At 65.4% G+C, this 21032-nt stretch carries 18 protein-coding genes; 8 read left to right on the top strand and 10 right to left on the bottom strand.

Annotated elements, in window-relative coordinates; genetic code table 11:
* Positions 1-183 precede the first annotated feature (183 nt).
* Positions 184-645: a Rieske 2Fe-2S domain-containing protein gene (locus LDH74_RS20565; protein ID WP_226040513.1), complete on the bottom strand. Its 462-nt coding sequence runs from the start codon at positions 643-645 to the stop codon at positions 184-186.
* Between the two features lie 96 nt (positions 646-741).
* Here LDH74_RS20565 and LDH74_RS20560 point away from each other — a divergent pair, with 96 nt between their 5' ends.
* Positions 742-1851, top strand: coding sequence for a saccharopine dehydrogenase NADP-binding domain-containing protein (locus tag LDH74_RS20560; RefSeq protein WP_226040512.1), 1110 nt, complete (start codon positions 742-744; stop codon positions 1849-1851).
* Positions 1852-1987: 136 nt separating this feature from the next.
* Positions 1988-2383 (top strand): hypothetical protein, encoded by a 396-nt coding sequence (locus LDH74_RS20555; protein ID WP_226040511.1) that lies wholly within the window; start codon positions 1988-1990, stop codon positions 2381-2383.
* Between the two features lie 8 nt (positions 2384-2391).
* Here the strand turns inward: LDH74_RS20555 and LDH74_RS20550 are convergent, their stop codons facing one another.
* The 5 genes from LDH74_RS20550 to LDH74_RS20530 form a co-directional block, all read right to left on the bottom strand.
* Complete coding sequence (locus LDH74_RS20550; RefSeq protein ID WP_226040510.1) at positions 2392-3309, bottom strand: aminotransferase class IV; 918 nt, start codon at positions 3307-3309, stop codon at positions 2392-2394.
* Positions 3302-3964, bottom strand: a complete 663-nt coding sequence (locus LDH74_RS20545; protein ID WP_226040509.1) for an aminodeoxychorismate/anthranilate synthase component II — start codon at positions 3962-3964, stop codon at positions 3302-3304. Before LDH74_RS20545 ends, LDH74_RS20550 begins: the two co-directional genes overlap by 8 nt.
* Complete coding sequence (gene pabB, locus LDH74_RS20540) at positions 3957-5585, bottom strand: aminodeoxychorismate synthase, component I (RefSeq protein WP_226042574.1); 1629 nt, start codon at positions 5583-5585, stop codon at positions 3957-3959. Before pabB ends, LDH74_RS20545 begins: the two co-directional genes overlap by 8 nt.
* A gap of 151 nt (positions 5586-5736) precedes the next feature.
* Positions 5737-6420: a DUF4332 domain-containing protein gene (locus LDH74_RS20535; RefSeq protein WP_226040508.1), complete on the bottom strand. Its 684-nt coding sequence runs from the start codon at positions 6418-6420 to the stop codon at positions 5737-5739.
* Positions 6421-6496: 76 nt separating this feature from the next.
* Positions 6497-7300, bottom strand: coding sequence for a shikimate dehydrogenase (locus LDH74_RS20530; protein ID WP_226040507.1), 804 nt, complete (start codon positions 7298-7300; stop codon positions 6497-6499).
* A 168-nt stretch (positions 7301-7468) separates the two neighbouring features.
* Between LDH74_RS20530 and LDH74_RS20525 the strand changes: the two genes are divergently transcribed.
* Positions 7469-8413, top strand: coding sequence for a calcium/sodium antiporter (locus tag LDH74_RS20525; protein ID WP_226040506.1), 945 nt, complete (start codon positions 7469-7471; stop codon positions 8411-8413).
* 34 nt (positions 8414-8447) lie between these two features.
* On the opposite strand, the gene LDH74_RS20520 is transcribed toward LDH74_RS20525, so the two are convergent.
* Positions 8448-9431 carry a hypothetical protein gene (locus LDH74_RS20520; protein ID WP_226040505.1) on the bottom strand — a complete coding sequence of 328 codons (984 nt, stop codon included), beginning with the start codon at positions 9429-9431 and terminating at the stop codon, positions 8448-8450.
* Positions 9432-9498: 67 nt separating this feature from the next.
* Complete coding sequence (locus LDH74_RS20515; RefSeq protein ID WP_226040504.1) at positions 9499-11919, bottom strand: PAS domain S-box protein; 2421 nt, start codon at positions 11917-11919, stop codon at positions 9499-9501.
* Between the two features lie 580 nt (positions 11920-12499).
* Here LDH74_RS20515 and LDH74_RS20510 point away from each other — a divergent pair.
* The 3 genes from LDH74_RS20510 to LDH74_RS20500 all read left to right on the top strand — a co-directional run bounded on the left by LDH74_RS20510 (position 12500) and on the right by LDH74_RS20500 (position 16328).
* Positions 12500-14011, top strand: a complete 1512-nt coding sequence (locus LDH74_RS20510; RefSeq protein WP_226040503.1) for a D-aminoacyl-tRNA deacylase — start codon at positions 12500-12502, stop codon at positions 14009-14011.
* A gap of 158 nt (positions 14012-14169) precedes the next feature.
* Positions 14170-15342, top strand: a complete 1173-nt coding sequence (gene ftsZ, locus LDH74_RS20505; RefSeq protein ID WP_226040502.1) for a cell division protein FtsZ — start codon at positions 14170-14172, stop codon at positions 15340-15342.
* Positions 15343-15956: 614 nt separating this feature from the next.
* On the top strand, positions 15957-16328 hold the full coding sequence (locus LDH74_RS20500) for a hypothetical protein (RefSeq protein ID WP_226040501.1): 372 nt from the start codon (positions 15957-15959) through the stop codon (positions 16326-16328).
* A gap of 593 nt (positions 16329-16921) precedes the next feature.
* On the opposite strand, the gene LDH74_RS20495 is transcribed toward LDH74_RS20500, so the two are convergent.
* Positions 16922-17554, bottom strand: a complete 633-nt coding sequence (locus LDH74_RS20495; RefSeq protein WP_226040500.1) for a rubrerythrin family protein — start codon at positions 17552-17554, stop codon at positions 16922-16924.
* A gap of 88 nt (positions 17555-17642) precedes the next feature.
* Between LDH74_RS20495 and LDH74_RS20490 the strand changes: the two genes are divergently transcribed.
* The gene (locus LDH74_RS20490; RefSeq protein ID WP_226040499.1) at positions 17643-18863 is read left to right on the top strand and encodes an MBL fold metallo-hydrolase; all 1221 of its coding nucleotides are present in this window, start codon (positions 17643-17645) and stop codon (positions 18861-18863) included.
* 87 nt (positions 18864-18950) lie between these two features.
* Here LDH74_RS20490 and LDH74_RS20485 read toward each other — a convergent pair whose 3' ends face one another.
* Positions 18951-19286 carry a 2Fe-2S iron-sulfur cluster-binding protein gene (locus LDH74_RS20485; RefSeq protein WP_226040498.1) on the bottom strand — a complete coding sequence of 112 codons (336 nt, stop codon included), beginning with the start codon at positions 19284-19286 and terminating at the stop codon, positions 18951-18953.
* Between the two features lie 207 nt (positions 19287-19493).
* Between LDH74_RS20485 and LDH74_RS20480 the strand changes: the two genes are divergently transcribed.
* Entirely contained in the window at positions 19494-20900 is a 1407-nt protein-coding gene (locus tag LDH74_RS20480; RefSeq protein ID WP_226040497.1) for a geranylgeranyl reductase family protein, read from the top strand.
* Positions 20901-21032 lie beyond the last annotated feature (132 nt).

Genomic DNA, 21032 nt, shown 5'->3' with positions numbered 1-21032 from the left:
CCCGATAGCCAGCACACAGTCGGTCAGACGGGGGCTATCCGATTTCACGCCACCGATAGTAGTTACTGAAGCAATTTACACGCTGATCACAACGCAGTCGTGCGATCAGGTGCGTATTGACTTTCAGTGGCTACTATATTCGATCGTCCCCCGGCTCCCGTCATCGGTCGACGAGAACGCCGACTAGAATTCGACGTTCGAACTCGAGGTCCGATCGAGATCGTCGCTTTCGATCGGGCCGAGACCAACGAACACGTAGTCCTCGTCGGTCAGGTAAACATCGCCCTCGGAGACGGTGACTTCGAGGTCGGTGAGATAGGCGCCCTCGCAGGGACCGTACGTGCAGTGGCCGGAGTCGGCCTCGAAGTACGCGCCGTGGTTCGCACAGATGAGTTCCCCGTCTCGCATCGGCGCACCAGACCCCTTGTCCAGTTTGATGTGCGTCAGGTGCTGACAGTAGTTCAGCCAGCAGGCGACCGGCTGGTCGTCCGCCGCGTCCCCGGCGCGTTCCCCGCCGTTCGTCGCTGTGACGCCGTTCGTGACGAGAATTGCTTCCCGTTCCTCGCCCGACTCGTCGGTCACGCGAAAGCAAACCGTCGAGTCGTCGGGCACGTCCGACAGCGCCGTGATCCGTCCTGCATCCATCACCGCGTCCGTTACCGGTCGGTGGCCCTGAACGTTACGACACCAAGCAAGCACTGTCTGACTCAGGTTTAAACCACTCTCCGCCCAAGGCCGCCTATGGACTCCCTTCTCATCTACGGCTCCTACGGCTACACGGGGCGGCTGATCGCACGCGAGGCCGTCGCTCGAGGCGGTTCGCCCGTCGTCGCCGGCCGCGACGGCCGGGCAGTCGCCGAACAGAGCGACGCGCTCGGCGTCGAAGGGCGGACGTTCGACCTCGAGTTGGGCGATCCGGCCGCACAGCTCGGGAGTTTCGACGCCGTCCTGAACTGCGCGGGGCCGTTCGTCGACACCGCCGAGGCGCTGGTTGCGGCCTGCCTCGAGACGAACACGGACTATCTGGATATCACGGGTGAGTTCTCGGTGTTCGAGTTCCTCCGCCAGCGCGACGCCGCGGCTCGAGAAGCGGGCTGTACCCTCCTGCCGGGCGTCGGTTTCGACGTCGTGCCGTCGGACTGTCTGGCTGCCTTTCTCTCGGAGCAACTCCCCGAGGCCGACGAGTTACGACTCGGAATCAAGGGCGGCGGCGGGCTTTCGCGGGGCACCGCCAAAACGCTCGTCGAGCACCTCGGCAACGGCGGCGTCGTGCGCCGGAACGGGCGGCTCATTCAGGTACCGACCGCCTTTCGAACCCGCGAGATCGACTTCGGTGACGGGCCCGAACACGCCGTCACGATCCCGTGGGGCGATGTCGTCACCGCGGCCCACACCACCGGCATCGAGGCGGTCGAGGTCTACACCGCCGCGCCGTCGTGGGCGACGAGAGGACTGTCGGCCGTCGATTCGATGGGGTGGCTCCTCGAGCGCCGGCCCGTCGAAGGACTGCTGAAGCGACTGATCGACGCCCGTCTCGACGGTCCGGACGAACGGCAGTTGGCGACCGGCAGCGCCGTCGTCTGGGGCGAGGTCACCGACAATTCCACCGGCCAACGAGCGCGTGCTCGCCTGCGAACGCCGAATCCCTACGCGCTGACCGCCGAGTCCGCGGTGACGGCCGCCGAACGGGTCCTCGAGGGCCGGAGCCGAACTCCCGCGGGCTTCCAGACGCCGGCGTCGGCGTTCGGGAGCGAGTTCGCCCTCGAGCTTTCGGGAACGGAGCGCGAACTGATCGACGCACCGACCACATCGGATAGGGCGGATAGAGCGGCCGTCGAACCCGAGCACTGACGGGAACGGCTGCGATCGGGAGTCGTCCGTCTGTCGTGTTTCCGCCAGACAGCCACGGCGTCGATCCTCAGCGGGGGCGAAACTGTTGCATGAGTGAGTGTATTTTTATACTGTCGACTCGAGTCAGTAGCTATCGATGTCTTCTGATCGGCCGACCCTCCGCGAGCGGTATGCGAACGATTTGCACTCCGGATCCCTGCCAGTCCTGCTCACTGCGGTTCCGATCGCGATGGTGGTTGCACTCGGAAGCGCGTGGTACTGGGACGAGTTCGCCGGCGGATTTCTCCTGTTGATGACGATCGGTGTATTCGTTCCCTACGCACACGAAAATTATTGGCCGCAGGATCGGCCGTGGTCGCGGGACGTGTTGTGGACCATCGCTGCATCGGCCGTCGCCAGCGGGCTGTTCGCAGGCGGCTATCTGCTCGCCGGTGTCCCGCTCTCCGATTCGACCCTCCGCGCGGCGGTCGCGTTCGGGGTGACGGTCCTCGGCGGCGGGACAGTGGTATGGTCGCTTCGACGGAGACGGTGATCGCGGCTTCAGGGTCGTTCTGATCGATAACACGATTCCTCGACGCGCTCGTCGTACGACCGCGAGAGTCGATCCGTAATCGGACCACCGCCGATTTCGAGGCCATCCAGCGTCGCGATCGGCCGCAGTTCCCAGGTCCGATTCGTGAGAAATGCCTCGTCGGCCTCGAGCACGTCGGCCGGCTCGTAGCGCCCCTCGTGGACCCGCATCCCGGCCCCGCGAGCGATCTCGAGGACGATCTCTCGAGTGATCCCTGGCAGAACGGGACCGTCGGTCGTCGGCGTGTACAGTTCGCCGTCGCGGACGAAAAACAGGTTGCTCGTCGCGCCCTCTGTGACGCGGCCCTCGAGGTCGCACATGAGCGCCTCGTCGGCCGTCGCGGCTCCGTCCGCGTCCCCGCTCTCGGCGCGCAGTTCAGTCCGCGCGAGGATCCCGTTGAGGTAGTTGTGCGTCTTCGCCGCGGCCGGGACCGCCTCGTCGGGGACGCGTCGCGTCTCGACCGTCTGAACCGTCGCCGGGCCGTCCCAGACAGGTTCGCCCTCGAGTCCCCCACGGGGGAGCGGTTTGACGTAGATCACGACCGTCGGATCGACGTCTGGGTGGGGCGTCAGTTTCCCCGGCTGGACGCCGCGCGTGATCGAGAGGCGGACGTAGGCGTCCGCGAGGTCGTTCGCCGCGAGCGTCTCGTCGATCCGCTCGCGGAGGTCGTCGCCCGTCAGCCCGTGCTCGAGCGAGAGGGAGTCGCAGGTCCGCTCGAGTCGCTCGAGGTGGCGCTCCCACGCGAACACCGTTCCGCCGTAGGCTCGCAGGGTTTCGAAGGCGGCATCGCCGTACCGAAACCCCCGGTCGTCGACGCTGACGGTCGCCTCGCCCGCGGGAACGATCTCGCCGTCGACGTGATAGTAGCGGTCGTCGCCGTCAGTCATCCCGTATCCCCTCCGCCGCCGTCGCTTCCGCAGCGAATCGACAGAAATTGGCGATCATGCGCTTCCCGACCCGCAACGAGATGCCGTCGCCGCCGGCCGCGTCGTCGTGACCCCGCGTCAAGATGCTTTCGGGGTGGAACTGGACGCCGACGTGGGGCCGCTCGCGGTGGCGGACCCCCATCAGGACGCCGCGCTCGTCGATCGTCTGCGCCGTCTCGAGCAGCGAATCGGGAAGGTCCGCGCGGTCGACCGCCAGCGAGTGGTAGCGCCCGACCTGAAACGTCTCGGGCAACGCGGCGAAGATCCCGTCACCATCGTGCTCGACCGTCGAGGGCTTGCCGTGGACGACGTCGGGCGCGTGTACGACCGGCGCGCCGTTGGCCGCACAGAGGGCCTGGTGGCCGAGACAGACCCCCAGAATCGGGTACGCCGTCTCGGCGAACAGCGGGATCGAGATGCCGGCCGCTTCGGGCGTTCCCGGCCCCGGCGAGACGACGATGCCGGTCGGCTCGAGGTCGCGGACGCCCGCGAGACCGATCGCGTCGTTGCGCCGGACGATCACCTCGTCCGCTATTTCGCCCACGTACTGCACGAGATTGTACGCGAACGAATCGTAGTTATCGATGACCAGGATCCGAGTGGGGGACTCAGTCATCCGACTCACCGCCGTCGGCCCGCTCCGAGTTCGGTTCGCCGCTCGCCTCGAGCCCCAGTTCGGCCCGCTCGCCGAGCGCCTCGTCGACCGCGGTGATGAGCGCGCGAGCCTTGTCGAGGGTCTCGTCGTACTCCCGGACCGGGTCCGAATCGTGGACGATGCCCGCGCCGACCCGCAGGTGGTACTCGTCGGCGTGGCGGACCAGCGTCCGGATGACGATATTGAGCGTGGCCCGCCCGTCGAAGCCGAAGATGCCGACGCTGCCCGTGTAGGGGCCGCGCCGGGTCGCCTCGAGTTCGTCGATGATCTCCATCGTGCGCGGTTTGGGCGCGCCGGTAATCGTCCCGCCCGGGAAGACCGCCGCGACGGCGTCGGCCAGCGTCTCGCCGTCGCGCAACCGACCGGTCACGTTCGAGACGAGGTGCATCACCTCGGCGTAGCGGTCGATCCGGCGGTACTCCTCGACCGCGACGGAGCCGTATTCGCAGACCTTCCCGAGGTCGTTGCGCTCGAGGTCGACCAGCATGGCGTGTTCGGCTCGCTCTTTCTCGTCGGTGAGCAGGTCGTCCTCGAGCGCTCCGTCTTCCTCGGGCGTCTCGCCGCGCGGCCGGGTGCCGGCGATGGGCTCCGTTCGGACGAACTCGCCCTCGCGCTCAAGTAGCAACTCGGGACTCGCGCTCACCAGGTCGGCCGCCCGGAGCTCGAGCAGACAGGAGTAGGGTGCCGGGTTGACCCGGCGCAGCGCGTCGTAGGCCGCGACGGGGTGGACCGCGGCCGGGGCGACCAGCCGCTGGGAGACGTTCGTCTGGAAGGTGTCGCCCTCGCGGACGTACTCCTTGACCCGCCGCACGCGATCGGCGAACGCCTCCCGACCGCAGTCGCTCTCGAACGTCGCTTCCGGGCTCGAGACGGGTGGCTCGCCGATTTCGGGATCGCCGTCGCGGACGGCCTCGGCGAGTTCGAGCGCTCGGTCGCGGCCGCGCTCGTAGGCCGCCTCGAGGGCGGCATCGGTCGGTTCCGCGTCGCTCTCGGTATCGATGTCGGAATCGGGATCGCCGATCCGCGGACAGGCCGTGATCCGCAGCGTCACGTCGCCGTCGGTGGGCTCCTCCCAGGCTGCGAACCGATCGTAGACCGCGACTTCGAGACGGGGGAGCCCTCGGTCGTCGACCGCAGCGTCGGGCAGGGTCTCGAGTTCGCGGGCCACGTCGTAGGAGAGCCAGCCGACGGCCCCGCAGGGGACGGGCACGTCGCAGTTTCCGCGGGCGAGCCGATCGCCCGCGAGCAGTCCCTCGAGTGCGGCGAGCGTCGGCGACCGCTCCGAGTCGCGGGTTCGCGTCACGGCGTCGGGACCGACGGTCAGCCGGTCGACGGGATCGACGCCGAAGTAGCCCCAGCCGGGCTGACCGCCGGTCGTCTCGAGGAAGGCGGAGCCGTCACCGTCGCGCGCTCGCCGGTAGGCGAGAAACGGGTCGGCGACGGACACGCGAGCCTCGACGGGGACGCGGCGTCCGGCGGGCGTCGGCGACGCGGCGCGGTCCGTCGCCGACCCGTCGGGTTCGCGGTCGCGAGCGGCGGCGCGAAACGAATCGGGCGTCGTCACGACGCGCGGATCGCTCATGTCCCCCGAGAGGAGGGCTGGGGTAATCATCTTGCGGTTTCGGGGGCCGGAATAGCGCCGAAAACCGGCCCCGCGAACGGTCGAAATTGACGTGGAGATGCGCAATTCGCAGAAGAGAAAGGGAGAGGTGTAACGGGCGACGTGCCGTCCGTTATCTGACTTCGGCGCGATCGATCCAGCCCTGGATGCGCGTTTCGGAGATGTCGGTCTGTTCGGCCAGTTCGGCGGCGTCGGCGGCGGCGAGTTCGCCGACGGTGTCGACTCCCGCGCCGGCGAGGCGGTCGGCATAGGCCGGACCGATTCCCTTGATCTCGACGACGGGTTCCGGGTTGGTCTCCTCGGGCTCGGCCTCCGTTTCCGGTTCGGATTCGGCCTCCGACTCGACCGCTGACTCCGGCTCGAACTCGGTGTCGTCGACCGGTTCGAACTCGGTGTCGTCGGCCGTCCCGGATTCGGTGTCGGCCTCGGCCTCGGCTGCCGCGGCCGATTCGGGCGTCAGCTCGCTGTCGGCGGTCTCTGTGTCGGGTTCGGGTTCGGTCGCTGCGTCGGGTTCGGCCTCTTCGACGGGCGACTCGTCGCTCGTGTCGGCCGACTCCGCCGTCGCCGTCGATTCCGACAATTCCGTCGAGTCGTCCGTCCGCGAGCCGGTCGCGGCCGATTTCGTCGGCCCGGCGCTCGCGTCGTCGACCGTTTCGTCTCGATCCGCGTCGGCGACAGTCCCGTCGTCCGCCGTCCCTTCCCGTTCGACCGTTACCCCGACCTCTCGAGTGCCCCCGCGCTCCGACTCCGAGTCGTCGAACCCCAACAGGGACTTCAGCTTCTGGAGGATTGCCATTATCTCGACGTAGTGGGTTCCACCACTTAAATTCGCCTGATACTGTCACAGCAGCGGCCGCAGACACCGCGTCGGCTCACAGTCGTGATCGAAGCGCGCTGTTCATCACGTCGACAGGTGCGTCCCGGCCCGTCCAGATCTCGAACGCCTCGACGCCCTGATAGAGCAACATCCACGCCCCGTCGATGGTCGTCGCCCCGGCGGCGGCCGCATCGCGCAGGAGTCGCGTTTCGATCGGGGTGTAGACCGCATCGAGGACGGTTAACTCGTCGTGGAGCGCATCCGCGGGGACCGGCGTCTCGGCCGAGTCCATCCCGACGCTCGTGGCGTTGACCAGCACGTCGGCGTCGGCCACGAGTCGCTGCATCCCTCCCAGCCCGTGTCCGGTCGCACGGGACACCTCGTCCGCGAGCGCGTGCGCTTTCGACTCGGTTCGGTTGGCGATCGCGACCGTCGCGCCGGCGTCGGCGAGACCGAAGGAGACCGCCCGGCCGGCACCGCCGGCGCCGACGACGACCGCGCGCGAACCCTCGAGGTCGACGTCGTGGTCGCGGAGTGCGCGCAACGCGCCGACGGCGTCGGTGTTGTACCCCGTCGGCGGGCCCGACCCCGAGAAGTCGATCGTGTTCACCGCGCCGATTCTGGTCGCCAGATCCTCCGGCGCGACGATCTCGAGCGCGTCCTGTTTGAACGGGATCGTTACGTTGAGCCCCGCGATTCCGAGCGCGTCGGCCCCCCTGATCGCGTCGTCGATATCGTCTTCGTCGGGCTCGAAGGTCACGTAGCGCGCCTCGAGCCCGAGTTCGTCGTACGCGGCCTCGTGCATCGGCGGCGACAGCGAGTGACCGACCGGATTGCCGAGTAAACCGTAAACGTCCATAGCCATCGTTTCCTGTCACTCGACGCGGCAGGACCATAACCGGTCTGGCTTCCACAACGATCTCCGGTCTCCGCTATCTGCGAGGCCTCACTGCGTTCGGCCTCGCTGGACACACGAACGACGGTCCGTTTCGCGTCGTTTTTACTCTCCTCTCGAGTAGCCGGTGCCATGCTCTCCGGAACCCCGCTCGACCTCCTCTTGCTGGCGGGCGGGATCGTCGCGCTGTACGGTGGTGCCGAGTTACTGGTCGCGGGCGCGGGGCGGCTGGCACTGGGGATCGGGCTCCGGGCCGCGACCGTCGGCGTAACGGTGATCGCGTTCGCGACGACTGCACCGGAACTGTTCGTCTCGACGATCGGCGCGCTGAACGTCTCGAGCGACGTCGGACTCGGCACGGTCGTCGGCTCGAACATCGCGAACATCGGACTGGTGCTCGGGATCTCCGCGCTGATCAAACCGCTACAGATCAGTGACCGGGTGCTCCGGCGGCACGTTCCCGTGATGGTGCTCGCAGCAGTCCTGTTGGTCGCCCTCGGCACGAACGGACGGATCGGTCGCCTCGAGGGAGTACTCTTCCTGCTGGTCCTCGCGGGGTTCACGGCGGGTATTCTGTACTCCGTCAGTGGGGAGTCCCCGCCGATGGTCGACGAACCGGACGCGGAGTCGGGGGCGTCCGTGCGGGACGTCGCGCTCGTCATCGGCGGGCTGATCGCGCTCGTCGTGGGCTCGCGGTGGCTCGTCGCCGGCGGGACGAGCCTGCTGTCGGCGCTCGGCGTCTCGGATCTCGTCATCGGTCTCACGGTGCTCGCCCTCGGCACGTCGCTCCCGGAACTGGCGGCCTCGGTCGTGGGCGCGGCCCGCGGCAAGACGGCCTTCGCCGTGGGCAACGTCGTCGGCTCGAACATCTACAACGTCCTCGCGGTGCTGGGGGTCGTGGCGCTGATCACACCGATCGAGATCCGACCGTCGACGCTCCGGTTCGAACTCCCGATCATGGTCGCGTTCACGCTCGCGCTGGTCGGGCTGATGGCGTACGGCCGGCGGCTAACGCGGGTCGACGGCGCGATCCTCGTCGTCGGTTACGTCGGATTCATCTTCCTTCTCGTTCCGTGATCGGGGGAGCGCTCGCAGGACCGCATCTTGGAGTTCACGTCGACGGTCCGTCCTGCTGATCGCTCCCGGCCGACGACTCGCCGAGCGGGCTCGTGATCTCCCGCGAAGACGACGATTCGCCGGCTTCGGATCGGTCGGCTCGCGGCCGCGCCAACGTCCACAGCATCCGATCGCCGTTCGCTGCTGACGCCGTCGGGGCCGGCGCGTCCGCGGCCGCCGACTCGGTCGTCGCCCCGTCCGAAGCACCGCTCGAGTCGGAACGCCGATCTCGTCGGCTGGGACGGCGGAGGAGATCCGCAACGTCGGCGAGTGGCCCCTCGGTCACCCAGTCGATCCGCCACTGTGGTGCATCGGTCGCGAGCGCGACCTGCGTCGCCTCGGCGTCGTACTCGACGAGACCCGCTTCGGACAGTACCGGTAGATGCTCGTGGACGAGCGCCGCCGAGACGGTGGAACACTCGGGCCCGGTGACGTCGACGAGCCGCGTCCCGTCGCTGCCCTCTCGCGCGACGACTGCCGCGGCGAGATCGGTGACGGAGACGGTTCCGCGCCGCTTCGAGAGGACGGCACAGACGGTTCGCCGACGCGGATTGCGAAGGGCCTCGAGGGTCCGGTCGACCGTCGACTCGTCGACGGGAAGCGTTTCGCCGGTCGGATCGGCGAGGAGGGAACGAACCCACTCCGACTCGAGGACGGGGTGCTCCGCGAGAGCGATGGTCGTTTCGTTACCGTCGGTGCGTCGGGTCACGAGTCCGGCGTCGACGAGTCGCGGTACGTGGGCGTGAATCAGGTCCGTGTGGACGCGCTCGTACTGCTCGTTGGTGACGATCGGACAGTCGCGTTCCACGGTCGTGACATCGATCGCGAGTCGCTCCATCGACGACCGTTTTGACGCCGACGAGCGGTCGGTCGAAGTCGTGTCCTCGGACTCGAGCAGCGTCGCGAGCAGGTATCGACGTCGCGGCGCTGCGAGGACGTCCAGCGCCGTCGTGAGTTCGGCGGATGGGGGTGTACTCATTGCCAGATAGAGACAACGAGCGGGGGAAAGGAGTGTACCAGCATGCTCTGGTATCCGGCGGTGGTCGTCAGTCGCTCGAGTCGAAATACGCCGAGAGGAGTTTCGCCTGTGCGACTCTGAGGTGCTGATGGAAGGTCTGCCGGGCGATGCCGAGTCGATCCGCGACCTCGGACGCATCGCTGTTTCGCGTCGGCCACTCGAAGTAGCCGCCGTGGTAGGCCGCCTCGAGAGCCGTGCGCTGTTTGTCGGTCAGCATGGACTCGACGGTTCGTCGGAAGTCGCCGCGCGTCTCGACCGGTCGCTCGACGGTTTGCTTCGAGCGGAGCCGGCTGTCGGGGTACGCCGACGTGATCCGATTGACGAGTCCGCGAAGGTCCGCATTGGGGCTGACCTGGACCGTCATATCCGCGACGCCGTCGTGGATCGTTTGCGACTGCAGTCGTGCGCCGTAGTCCGCGAGGTGATCGGTGATCGCCGATCCGCGGACGACGCACTCCCAGTAGCTCTCGTCGTCGGCCTCGATGAGCCGCAGTTCCGTGAACGCGTCGTCGTCGCGAGCGACCTCGCGGACGCGTTCGGGATCGGCGTCGGACACGGTGATGTAGTAGACGAACACGCCGTCGGTCAGCGGCAACACGTGGTCGATCGACAGCGCACAACCGAGCTCGTCCGAGAGTCTGGTACAGGCATCGCCCCGATCGGTCGACTCGAACTCGAGTTCGATGACGGTGTCCTGATAGAGGAGCCGGCGGAGCGTCATTGCGTTGATCGCGTGGCCGATCGTTCCCCCGAACTCCTGGAGCACCTCCCGCTCCCGGTCTGCGAAGGCCGACGGCTCGTCCGCGGCGATCACGAGCGCTCCGAGGGACCGATCGCTCGCGACCACCGGGACGACAGCGACGGAATCGTACTCCCGCTCGTTGGCGTGGTGTCGCCACGTTTCGACCGGACTCTCACCGAGGGACCGATACCGCTGGACGGTGCGGGTTTCGAGCACCGACGCGCCGTCCGCATCGGCCGGCGGGTCGACGAACGACGAGAGGACGGGCGTAGACTGGGCGTCGATTCCCGCCCAGGCCACGGGCTCCCACGCATCCCCGTCGGTCGCCGCCGCGGTGTCGGTTCGGCCGATGACTGCGAATCGGTACGCGTCTGCCGACGCGAACTCCCGGACGATCGCGGTTTCGATTTCGTCGCGAGTATCGGCCGCGACCATCGTCTCGTCGATCGTCCGAATAACCGCATTGAGCCGTTCCAGGCGCTCGAGTTCGCGCTCGCGGGCCTTGCGCTCGCGAATGTCTCGGCCGACGCCGGTGAAGCCGAGCACGGTCCCGTCGTCGTCCGTGATTCGGGCGCTGTTGAACTCGTAGGGGATCCGTCGACCGTCACTCGTCAGGACGTGCCCCTCGGCGGTGACGCGCTCTCCCTCCTCGAGGATTCGATCGATCGCATCGCGAATGTGGTCCCGATCCTCCGGAGCGATGAACTGAAGCGGGTTCATACCGGAGAGTTCGTCCGAGTCGTGGCCAGTCGCGCGTTCGAACTGGTCGTTCCACTGGACCAGATTTCCCTCGGAATCGTACGCGTAGAGAACGTCCGGCTGCGCTTGGAGAATGCTCTCCGTGAGCGCTTTCTCCTCGCGAAGCGCGCGCTCGCGTGCCTCGCGCTCGCTGATGTCGCGGCCGGTCCCGGTAAAGCCGAGCACGGTGCCGTCGTCGTCGGTGATTCGGGCGCTGTTGAACTCGTAGGGGATCCGACGGCCATCCTTCGTCAGGAGGTCAGCTTCGGCAGTTACGTACTCGTCCTCCTCGAGAACCCGCTGAATCGCTGCGGCGATTCGGTCCCGGTCGTCCGGTGCGATGAATTCGAGCGGGGCCATCTCGGCCAGTTCCGACTCGGCGTAGCCCGTCACCGCCGGTAACTGATCGTTCCACTCGAGGTGATTTCCCGTCGCGTCGAACGCGTAGACGATGTCCGGTTGCGCCTCGAAGACGTGTTCGGCGAAGGCCTTCTCCTCGCGGAGCTCTCGAATCCGCTCGTGCTCCTCGGTGCGGTCGTGGACGACCCAGACGTACCCCCGGAGATCGGCGTCCGAACGATCGACGGGGACGCCGACCTCGCTACCCTCCCGGACCGCCGCGATCACCTCGCGAGCCCAGAACCGGCTCCCGTCGCTCCGGACGCGCCACCCGTCAGTCTCGGCGGTGCCGTCGGATCTCGCTCGCTCGAGCAACCGTTCGGGTCGGCCGTCGTCTCGGTCGTCCTGCGGGAAGACGGTCCGATAGTGGGAGCCGACGATCGTTTCCGCGTCGTATCCCGTGAGGCGACGCGCACCCCCGTTCCATGCGGTGATGCGTCCGTCGGCGTCGAACGACACGATAGCGCAATCACCGGTGAACGAACTCAGATCGGCGATATCGAGATCGAAATCGACCGACTCCGTATCGGCTTCGGTGTGGCCTGTTTCGTTCGACGTGTTCTCGGTCATTGATCGACCAACTCATCTACGTTATATGTTACCGCCACACACGAAAAGCTACGGGTAGCCGTTGCTACGGGTATTTCCGCGATTCCGGTATCGCCGGCGGTGACGGCGTCAACAGCCCGGTTTAAATGGCAGTACGGTAAGATCATCGTTCGATCGATCCTCGGTTTCCCATCCCGTTCCCCTGGCCTCGGCCCGGTTGCCGGTGTCTGATCAGTGTTCGAGTGGATCGGTATACCGTTCCAAAAGCGAGTAGAAGAAAAACTACGCCAAATAGTTAAAATTCAATAGCGTTCGAAAGTTCGTCCAATACAGGGTATCAATTACGTATGGAAACCATCGATCTGATAATGCTGTATGGGATTGCAGTACTGTTATTTGCCATATTCACACTCCAGTTCGATCTTATATTTCCGAGTTGAGGCGAGAGGATCGGGTTTCTCGGAACTGGACTTTGTACACTCTCTCTGGGAGCGAAATTCTGGCGGCAAACGGGTAGCTGACGACATCCGGGTAGCAACCGCGATCAGGAGACAGCACGCGGATTCTGCAACTCCCGACGGGTAGCGCTGCCGAGACGAGGATGCCAGAAACCACGGAGAGCAAACGGCCGATGGCGAGTAGCGTGCCCGGCCAAACCGATTCGACCGCGCGCTCCGACGGATACCGGTCGACGAATGCCATCACCGCCGTCGAAAGCGCAGGCTATTCGTCGGCCCGGCACCGACGCTCTCCCGTGATCGCGATCGTCGAAAGCCGCGCCGACCGCGCCTCGGAGCATATCTGCCGGTCTCTCCGCGAGCGCGCCGACTGGGCGGAACTGACCGACGACGACCTCCCGACGGCCGACGGCGGCGGAACCTATTATCGGACCGACGGTGCAGAACTCCGCTCGTTCGACGAGTTACACATCGACCTCGAGCGCCCCGCCGACGCCTTCGACTGCGACCCGGACCTGCTCGTCTTCGCCTCCCGGCACTCGGGGGACACCGGTGCGCTACTGACGGGCCACTTCACGGGCAACTTCGGCCCGGCCGAGTTCGGCGGCGAGCCCGACGCGCTGGCCGAGGCCGCGCCGAACGCGCTGAATCGGCTGCTCGAGGCGTTCGACAAATACGCCCCCGAGCGATACGACGTTGGAATGGAGTGTACTCACCACGGTCCCTCCGAGGTGGGCTGCCCGTCGCTCTTTGCGGAACTCGGCAGCGGCGACGAACAGTGGGACGATCCCGCCGGTGCCGACGCCGTGGCGCGCGCCATCCTCGAGTTGCGAACTGTCGACCCCCATCGGTCCAGACAGGTCGTCGGCTTCGGCGGCAACCACTACGCGCCGCGATTCGGACGGGTCGTCCGCGAGACGGCGTGGGCGGTCGGCCACGTCGCGGCCGACTGGGCGCTCGAGGCGATGGATCACCCGACGACCCACCGCGCGGTCCTCGAGCGGGCCTTCGAGGCCAGCAACGCCGATATCGCGCTGCTGGACGGGGAGTGGCCGGTCCTCGAGGAGACGCTCGCGGACCTCGACTGCCGCATCGTGAGCGAGACGTGGCTTCGCGAGGTCGACGACCGCCCGCTCGCGGTCGTCGATGCGGTCGAGTCCGAACTGGGGGCCGTCGACGACGGGAGCCGCTTTGGCGACCGGCTCGCGGAGTCGGTCACCGTCGTCGAGCTGCCAGCCGATCTCGTGAGTACTGCACAGGGGATCGACCCCGATCGCGTCCGAGCGATCGTCGAGACGAACACCGTTGCCTTCGCGACGGAAAACGGCGGGAGTCGCGTCGGTTTGCGGGCGGCGATCCCCGATACCGATGTCGACAGCGAAACCGGGGATGACGCCGACTCGAACGGACCCCGGGAAACGATCGTTACGGAACTGGCTGCCGTGCTCGAGGAAAAGTACGACGCGGTGACGATCGAGGACGATGCCGTCGTCGCCGAGGAGACCGCGTTCGACCCCGCGCTGGCACACCAGGTCGGCGTTCCCGAGGGACCGAAGTTCGGCGCGCTCGCCGACGGCGAGTCGGTCACCGTCGACGGGGAAACAGTCAGTCCCGAGAGAGTTACGACCGAACGGACGCGGCGATTTCCGACTTGATTGATACGAAAGCCGATAGTAAGACGATCTTTCCCGGGGTCTTCCTGCAAATTCGTCTACTCCATACCCAGACACATAAGAATCAATTAACGTGTCAGACATCCGTCTGACGTGTGGGGGAAAGGTAATTATGCTCCATTGTTTAGACAGGGGCAAGAATGGACTCCATAATCGACAACGCGATCGACGAGGCCGAGGACGGGGAGGCCACGGCCCCCGACGACGCCGCGCCACAGGGTGGCGGATCGGCAGACGGCGGCTCAGCAGACGGGCATCAGACGGGAACGATGACCGACGACGAGCTGGAAGACGTCCTGCAGGACCTCCAGACCGACATCACGGTCGTCGGCTGCGGTGGTGCCGGCGGCAACACCATCAACCGCATGCACGAGGAGGGCATCCACGGCGCGAAGCTCGTCGCCGCCAACACGGACGTCCAGCACCTCGTCGAGATCGACGCCGACACGAAGATCCTGATGGGGGAGGAGAAAACGGGCGGACGCGGGGCCGGTTCGCTCCCGCAGGTCGGCGAGGAAGCGGCTCTCGAGAGCCAGCAGGACATTTACGACGCTATCGACGGCTCTGACATGGTCTTCGTCACGGCCGGCCTCGGCGGCGGCACCGGAACCGGCTCCGCACCGGTCGTCGCCAAGGCCGCCCGCGAGGCCGGCGCGCTGACGATTTCGATCGTGACGACGCCGTTTACCGCCGAGGGTGAAGTTCGGCGGACGAACGCCGAAGCGGGCCTCGAGCGCCTGCGCGACGTGAGCGACACCGTCATCGTCGTTCCCAACGACCGCCTGCTCGATTCAGTCGGAAAGCTCCCCGTCCGACAGGCGTTCAAGGTCAGCGACGAGGTGCTGATGCGCTCGGTGAAGGGCATCACGGAACTCATCACGAAACCCGGCCTCGTCAACCTCGACTTCGCCGACGTTCGAACCGTCATGGAACGCGGCGGCGTCGCGATGATCGGCCTGGGCGAATCCGACTCCGAAGCGAAGGCCGAGGATTCGGTCAAGACCGCGCTCCGCTCGCCGCTGCTGGACGTCGACATCTCGGGCGCGAGTTCCGCCCTCGTCAACGTCACCGGCGGCAACGACATGGCCATCGAAGAGGCCGAGGGCGTCGTCGAGGAGATCTACGACCGGATCGACCCCGACGCCCGCATCATCTGGGGGACCTCGATCGACGAGAGCCTCGAGGGCAGCATGCGGACGATGATCGTCGTCACCGGCGTCGAGTCGCCCCAGATCTACGGCCGGCCCGACGGCGAGGACGCCGTCCAGCCCGAAGCGCCCGCGCAAGGCGAGGACATCGACTTCGTCGAGTGATGGGGACCGCGAGCCGTTAGACCGCAGAGCGGATCAGAGGGAGGAGGGTCCATCTTCACCACTTCTAGCCGTCTGTACTCACATTTCAAGGCCGTGGACTGTAAGTAAGAATTGTGACAAAGATGTCCGAACGATCTCGTTCACCTTCTGCACCTTTTCGATCGCATGGTCGAGTTCTGCTTCCATTACATGCTTCACTAAAAGTCCTGATTAACCGCCCTCCATCGAGTACTATACGCTTCTATATAGGTCAAATCTTACACAGACTACTCAGTTTCTCGCCGACGCTGGTAGCTATCTGACTTTCCTTGTTCTCCACGTTTCAACAACAGCGCGCGAAGCCACATCCAAAAGTGGTTCAAACGGTTTTCAATGTGAATCGACTGCTCCCGCAGGTTCCTCTATCTGATACATGGAAATAGTTATTGTGCTAAAATATAAAATTAAAATTGATGTCTGAAAATGGGAGAACTAATCGGCGAGAGTTACTAAAAAACACCGCGGCGTTCGGCACAGCATCGGCCACCGGACTTGTTGGCGTAAGCACCGCATCAGCGAATAAGGCGACAGTCGATATCGACTCGTTGCTGGCGAGAACGGAAGTTGAGTCGATCGTGAGAGAAATTCCAGGACTGGAGCTACAGTCGGACGACACCACAGTGCTGGAGAACGAGTCGGTAATCGTTTTGATTCCGGCGAACTACGGATCGCTGTTCGTCACTGACTCGGAGAACGGACGAACGGCGGCGTTCTACTTCGAAGAGCGGGTTCCTGCGCTCGACGCCGATTGGCCCAAGGGAACCCACGCTCGGCTGCGGGCGACGGCTGACGATCCCGAGCCCCTGTTCCAACGAACCACGACGGACGAAGAAATGCACCGCTATCTCGTTTCTATCGGTGCATCGGACCTCCGTACCGACGACGTTCATATGAGTGTGACCCCGGAAACAGACGAGATCGACGTCACACACATATATGCAGACTGATACTGGCGTAATATTCTAAAAAGAAGGAACGCCCCGATTCCACTGATCATAAGAAGGACAAGTTGAGATTTCGAACCAGGTGCTTGAGATCCGGCTGCTCTAAAAGGAACTCCAGTCATAAGGGTGAGGGCAAACAATTTTGCTCTCGTAGACACTAATATTGATTTGATTCTGTCATATGAGAATTGGGGATGTTCACTTTTCTCCAAATCCTCTCTCTTAAACACATAATAGGGTGATAATAAAAAACCGCCAAGAGGAACGAGAATGGCTAGGTCATATCGCTGAAATTTATCAAGGTCAAAGCGACTCATGTCTACGTATACGGAGATAGCGATTAGAAATTGAATGAGATATAGAGATAGGAGTATACTCTCTGCTGGACTGACCATATATACCATAAGAGCTGATTAGAAATAAAGCCTTTGATGGAAAAATGTCAATTATAATTTTAATAACTGGGGAACCAATATCAAAAAGTCACGACCTGTGTGGATGAGACATTCTAAAATCACTCGCTCTCGATGATCGCTCACAGATACGATGCTTGGCCCGAGTGGAGTACGCCGTCAGACTTAACCACCGTCCCCGCCTCAGCAGATCGGTTTCGGATCGATCCCGAGGTCGTCCAGCGAACCCGCGTACGCGTCGTATGCGGCCTCGATTACCTCCTCGGCCGCCCGTGCACGCTCCCAGTCCTCGTCCTCTGCACAGACGCTCTCGAGCAGCGCGGCCGCCCGCTCACCCTGCGCGGCCGTGTCGGATCGCAGCTCCCGAAAGCAGTCGGCCCGTCGCTCGTCGCCCTCGTTGACGAAGAAGCTCACCACCTGCAGGTGCGTCCGGTCGCCGACCAGCGACCGTCCGACGACCCCGCCGAGACGCGCCGCCGTCGACTCGAGCGATCGCAGTTCGTCGTGCATCGGCCCCGCGTCGTCGCCGTCGAACTCGTGGTCGCCCTCGATCAACGCTGTGACCCGGTCGTAGTGGTCGCGCTCCTGGTCGCGGAACTCGGCGAACGCCTCGCGGGCCTCTTCGTCCCTCTCGTCGTCGGTCCAGTCCTCGAACGTCCCCGTTGCGGCGCGTTCGCTGTCGGCGACCGTCCAGAGGACAGTCTCCGCCGTCAGGTCCGCGTCAGTGAGCGCGACGAGCAGTTTGGACGACCCGAGCCGCTCGAGTTCGGTCTCCATCGATTCCTCGACCGCGTCCCGGAATTCGGCGGCGTCCATACGCCGACGACACCGCGGAGCGTGTTGAACGTTGGTGGCGGTCCGGCCCGGCCCCGCGTTTAACCGCGGCAATCACGTACCGATCACCATGACCGACCGGAGCGACGCCGCCGATCCGACCGACGAGACCCCCTCGATCGCTCCCGAATCGCTGGCCGAGCGGCTGCGATCCGGCGACGAACTGACCGTCCTCGATGTCCGCGACCGCGACGAGTTCGAGCGCTGGCACCTCGAGGGAGAAGCCGTCACGGCCGTCCAAATCCCCCACATGAAGTTCATTCAGGCCGAAGCCACGGGCGGCGCGGACGAGCTTGCGGCCGATCTGGCGGAGCCGATCCTCGCAGTCTGCGGCCGCGGCGAGGCGAGCGCGCACGCCGTCTCCCTCCTCCGGGAGGCGGGCATCGACGCGCGCAACCTCGCCGGCGGGATGGACGCCTGGGCGGATCTGTACGTCGCCCGCGAACTCGAGACCGACGCGCCGGCGACGGTCGTCCAGTACGACCGCCCCTCGAGCGGCTGTCTCGCCTACGCGATCTACAGCGACGGCGAGGCGGCGGTGATCGATCCGCTTCGAGCGTTCACCGATCGGTACGTCGACGACGCAGAGGACCGGAACGCGCCGATCAGGTACGCGATCGACACGCACGTCCACGCCGATCACGTCAGCGGCGTTCGAACCCTCGCGGAACGGACGGACGCCGAAGCAGTCGTCCCCGAGGGCGCGACCGACCGCGGGCTGGCGTTCGACGCGACGACGATCGGCGACGCCGCGGAACTGCGTTCCGCGAGCCCTGCCTCGCACGCTCGGCAGGACGGCGACGAGTTACGGGTCGGCGACGCGACGCTGACCGCGGTCGCAACGCCCGGTCACACGACCGAATCGCTCTCGTACCGACTGGAGGACCTCCTGTTCACCGGCGACACACTCTTTCTCGAGGGTGTCGGCCGGCCGGACCTCGAACGCGGGGACGACGGCGCGGCCCACGCGGCACGCCGGCTGTACGAGACCCTACAGGGTCGCCTCCTCGAGCTGCCCGACGACGCGATCATCGCACCGGGCCACTACAGCGACGCTGCCGAGCCGTGGGACAACGGCGCGTTCGTCGCCAGAATGGGGGCGCTGCGCGATCGAGTCGGGGCGCTCTCGCTGGACGAAGCCGAGTTCGTCGAGCGCGTCACGAGCGACCTGCCGCCGCGGCCGGCCAATCACGAGCGGATCGTCGCAGCGAACCTCGGCCTCGAGGACGTCGACGGGGAGACGGCGTTCGAACTCGAACTCGGGCCGAACAACTGCGCGGTCGCCGACTAACGGCGACCGCAGCGGGGCTGACGGCGACCGTGGGGGAAACGATGGGACGAGCCGAAGAAACGAGCGGTGATACGGACCGCGGCGCGTTCAGTCGTCGGCGACCGCGCCGTCGTTCGTGCCACCGGCCTCGAGGTCGCCCTCGATGCTCGGCGGGTACTTGCCGCGATCGAGTTTCAGATCCGACTGCGGACGCGCCATACAGGTCAACGCGTAGTTCTCCGCTTCCGCGTCGGTGAGCCCGCGGGCGGCGGGCTGAGTGACCTCCCCCTCGAGGATCTTCGCCGAACACGCGAGACACATCCCGACTCGGCAGGAGTACTCCTGGGCGATGCCCTCCTCGAGACACCGACTCAGGATCGTCTCCTTGTCGGTACAGGTGATCGTCTCACCCGTGCCGACGAACTCGATCGTGTACTCTGTCATACAGGCCGCTACGAAAGACCGCACTAAAACTCTTTATTCCCCGCTGTCGTGATGACAGCGGGAATCGATCACCGAAACCCGCTCGCTCGAACGAATCCGACGCAAACGCCCGAACTGAAACTGACCCGTCGTCGTCCGGTTTCGACCCCGCTAATCCAACAATTCACACATAAAACGTTTTCTTCCCGTGGTGTGGACAGTGTTGGTATGAGTACGCAGGAACAGTCGGCCGCTACTACGACGACGGGAACGCAGTCGCCGGACGCTGTCGTCGTCGGAGCCGGCACTGCAGGGTGCTACGCCGCAGCGACCATCGCACGGGAAGGGTACGACGTCGTCGTCCTCGAGCGAAAGTCCGAGACCGAAGCCGGCCACATCGCCTGCGGGGACGCGCTGAAGGGTGCCGACGCCTTCCCCGAGGCGATTCCGAAATCGAAACTCGAGCCGGCCTTCACCAACACCGGCGTCGATCACGGTCGCTTCGAGATTCCACAGGAGGACACCGTCCTCGAGATTCCGGTCCCGGGCGAGCTCGCCGTCATCGACCGGTGGGAGTACGGCCGGCGGATCATCGACGGCGCCGAAGACACCGGCGTCGACTTTCACTACGACACCGTCGTCAAAAACGTCGTCCAGAACGACGACGGCCGCGTCACGGGCGTCGAGACGATCCGCAAGGGGGAGCCGCTCGAGTACGAGTCCGATATCGTCATCGACGCCGCGGGCTCGCTGTCGGTGCTCCAGGACAACGTCGACTTTTCGGACTCCACGTTCGACACGAACGTCAACTACAGTCACTTCTGTTCGGCCTACCGCGAGATCGTTCACGTCGAGGACCCCGTCGAATGGGACGACGCACTCGTCTTCAAGCCCACCGAGCGCGCGGCGGGCTACCTCTGGTACTTCCCGCGGACCGACACCGAGATCAACGCCGGCCTGGGCTTCCAGATGACCGAGGAGCCGATGCAATTAGTCGACGACCTCAAACGCGACCTCGAGAACCGCCCCGAGTTCGAGGGTGCCGAAGTCGAGGACAAACTCGGCGCGGCGCTACCCACTCGGCGGCCCTACGACTCCGCCGTCCATCCGGGCTACATGGCCATCGGCGACGCCGCCGGCCACGTCAACCCGACCACGGGCGGCGGCATCGCCGGTGCCGCCTACGGCGGCAAGTACGCCGCCGAGCAGGCCATCGAGGCCCTCGAGACCGGCGACTACAGCGAGGACACCTTCTGGGCGTACAACGAGAAGGTGATGGAGCACTTCGGCGCGCGCTACGCCGCGCTGGACGTCTACAACATCCTCTCGACGGCCGTCGACGTCGACGACCTGATGGGACTGCTCGCCGCGATGCCCGGCGACAAACTCGCCGAAGCGCTGTACTCCGGCAGCACGGACATCGGGCTCAAACTCAAACTCGAGGCCCTGGTCAAGAGTCGCGGTCACTGGGGAACCATCTGGAACCTCTACCGGACCAAGCGCCGCGCCGACGAACTGCTCGCCCACTACGAGAACTATCCGACCAGCCCCGCGGGACTCGCGGGCTGGCAGGACCGCCGCGACGAACTCATGGAGAAGGTCTACGAGACGACCGGGGCTGACCCAAAGTACTAACAGCGAACTTTTGCGCTGCGGGCGCGGCTTCGCCGCGCCCTCGGCAAAATCTCGAGAGAGCGAAGCTCTCTCGGACCTCGCGGGATCTTCGATCCCGCTTAGCTTCGATGAAAAGCACTCCTCCCTCCCCGT

This window comes from Natrinema sp. DC36, from assembly GCF_020405225.1.
Taxonomy (GTDB): Archaea; Halobacteriota; Halobacteria; order Halobacteriales; family Natrialbaceae; genus Natrinema.
The sequence above is the reverse complement of the archived record's forward strand: the minus strand, read 5'-3'. Positions and strand labels throughout refer to the sequence as shown.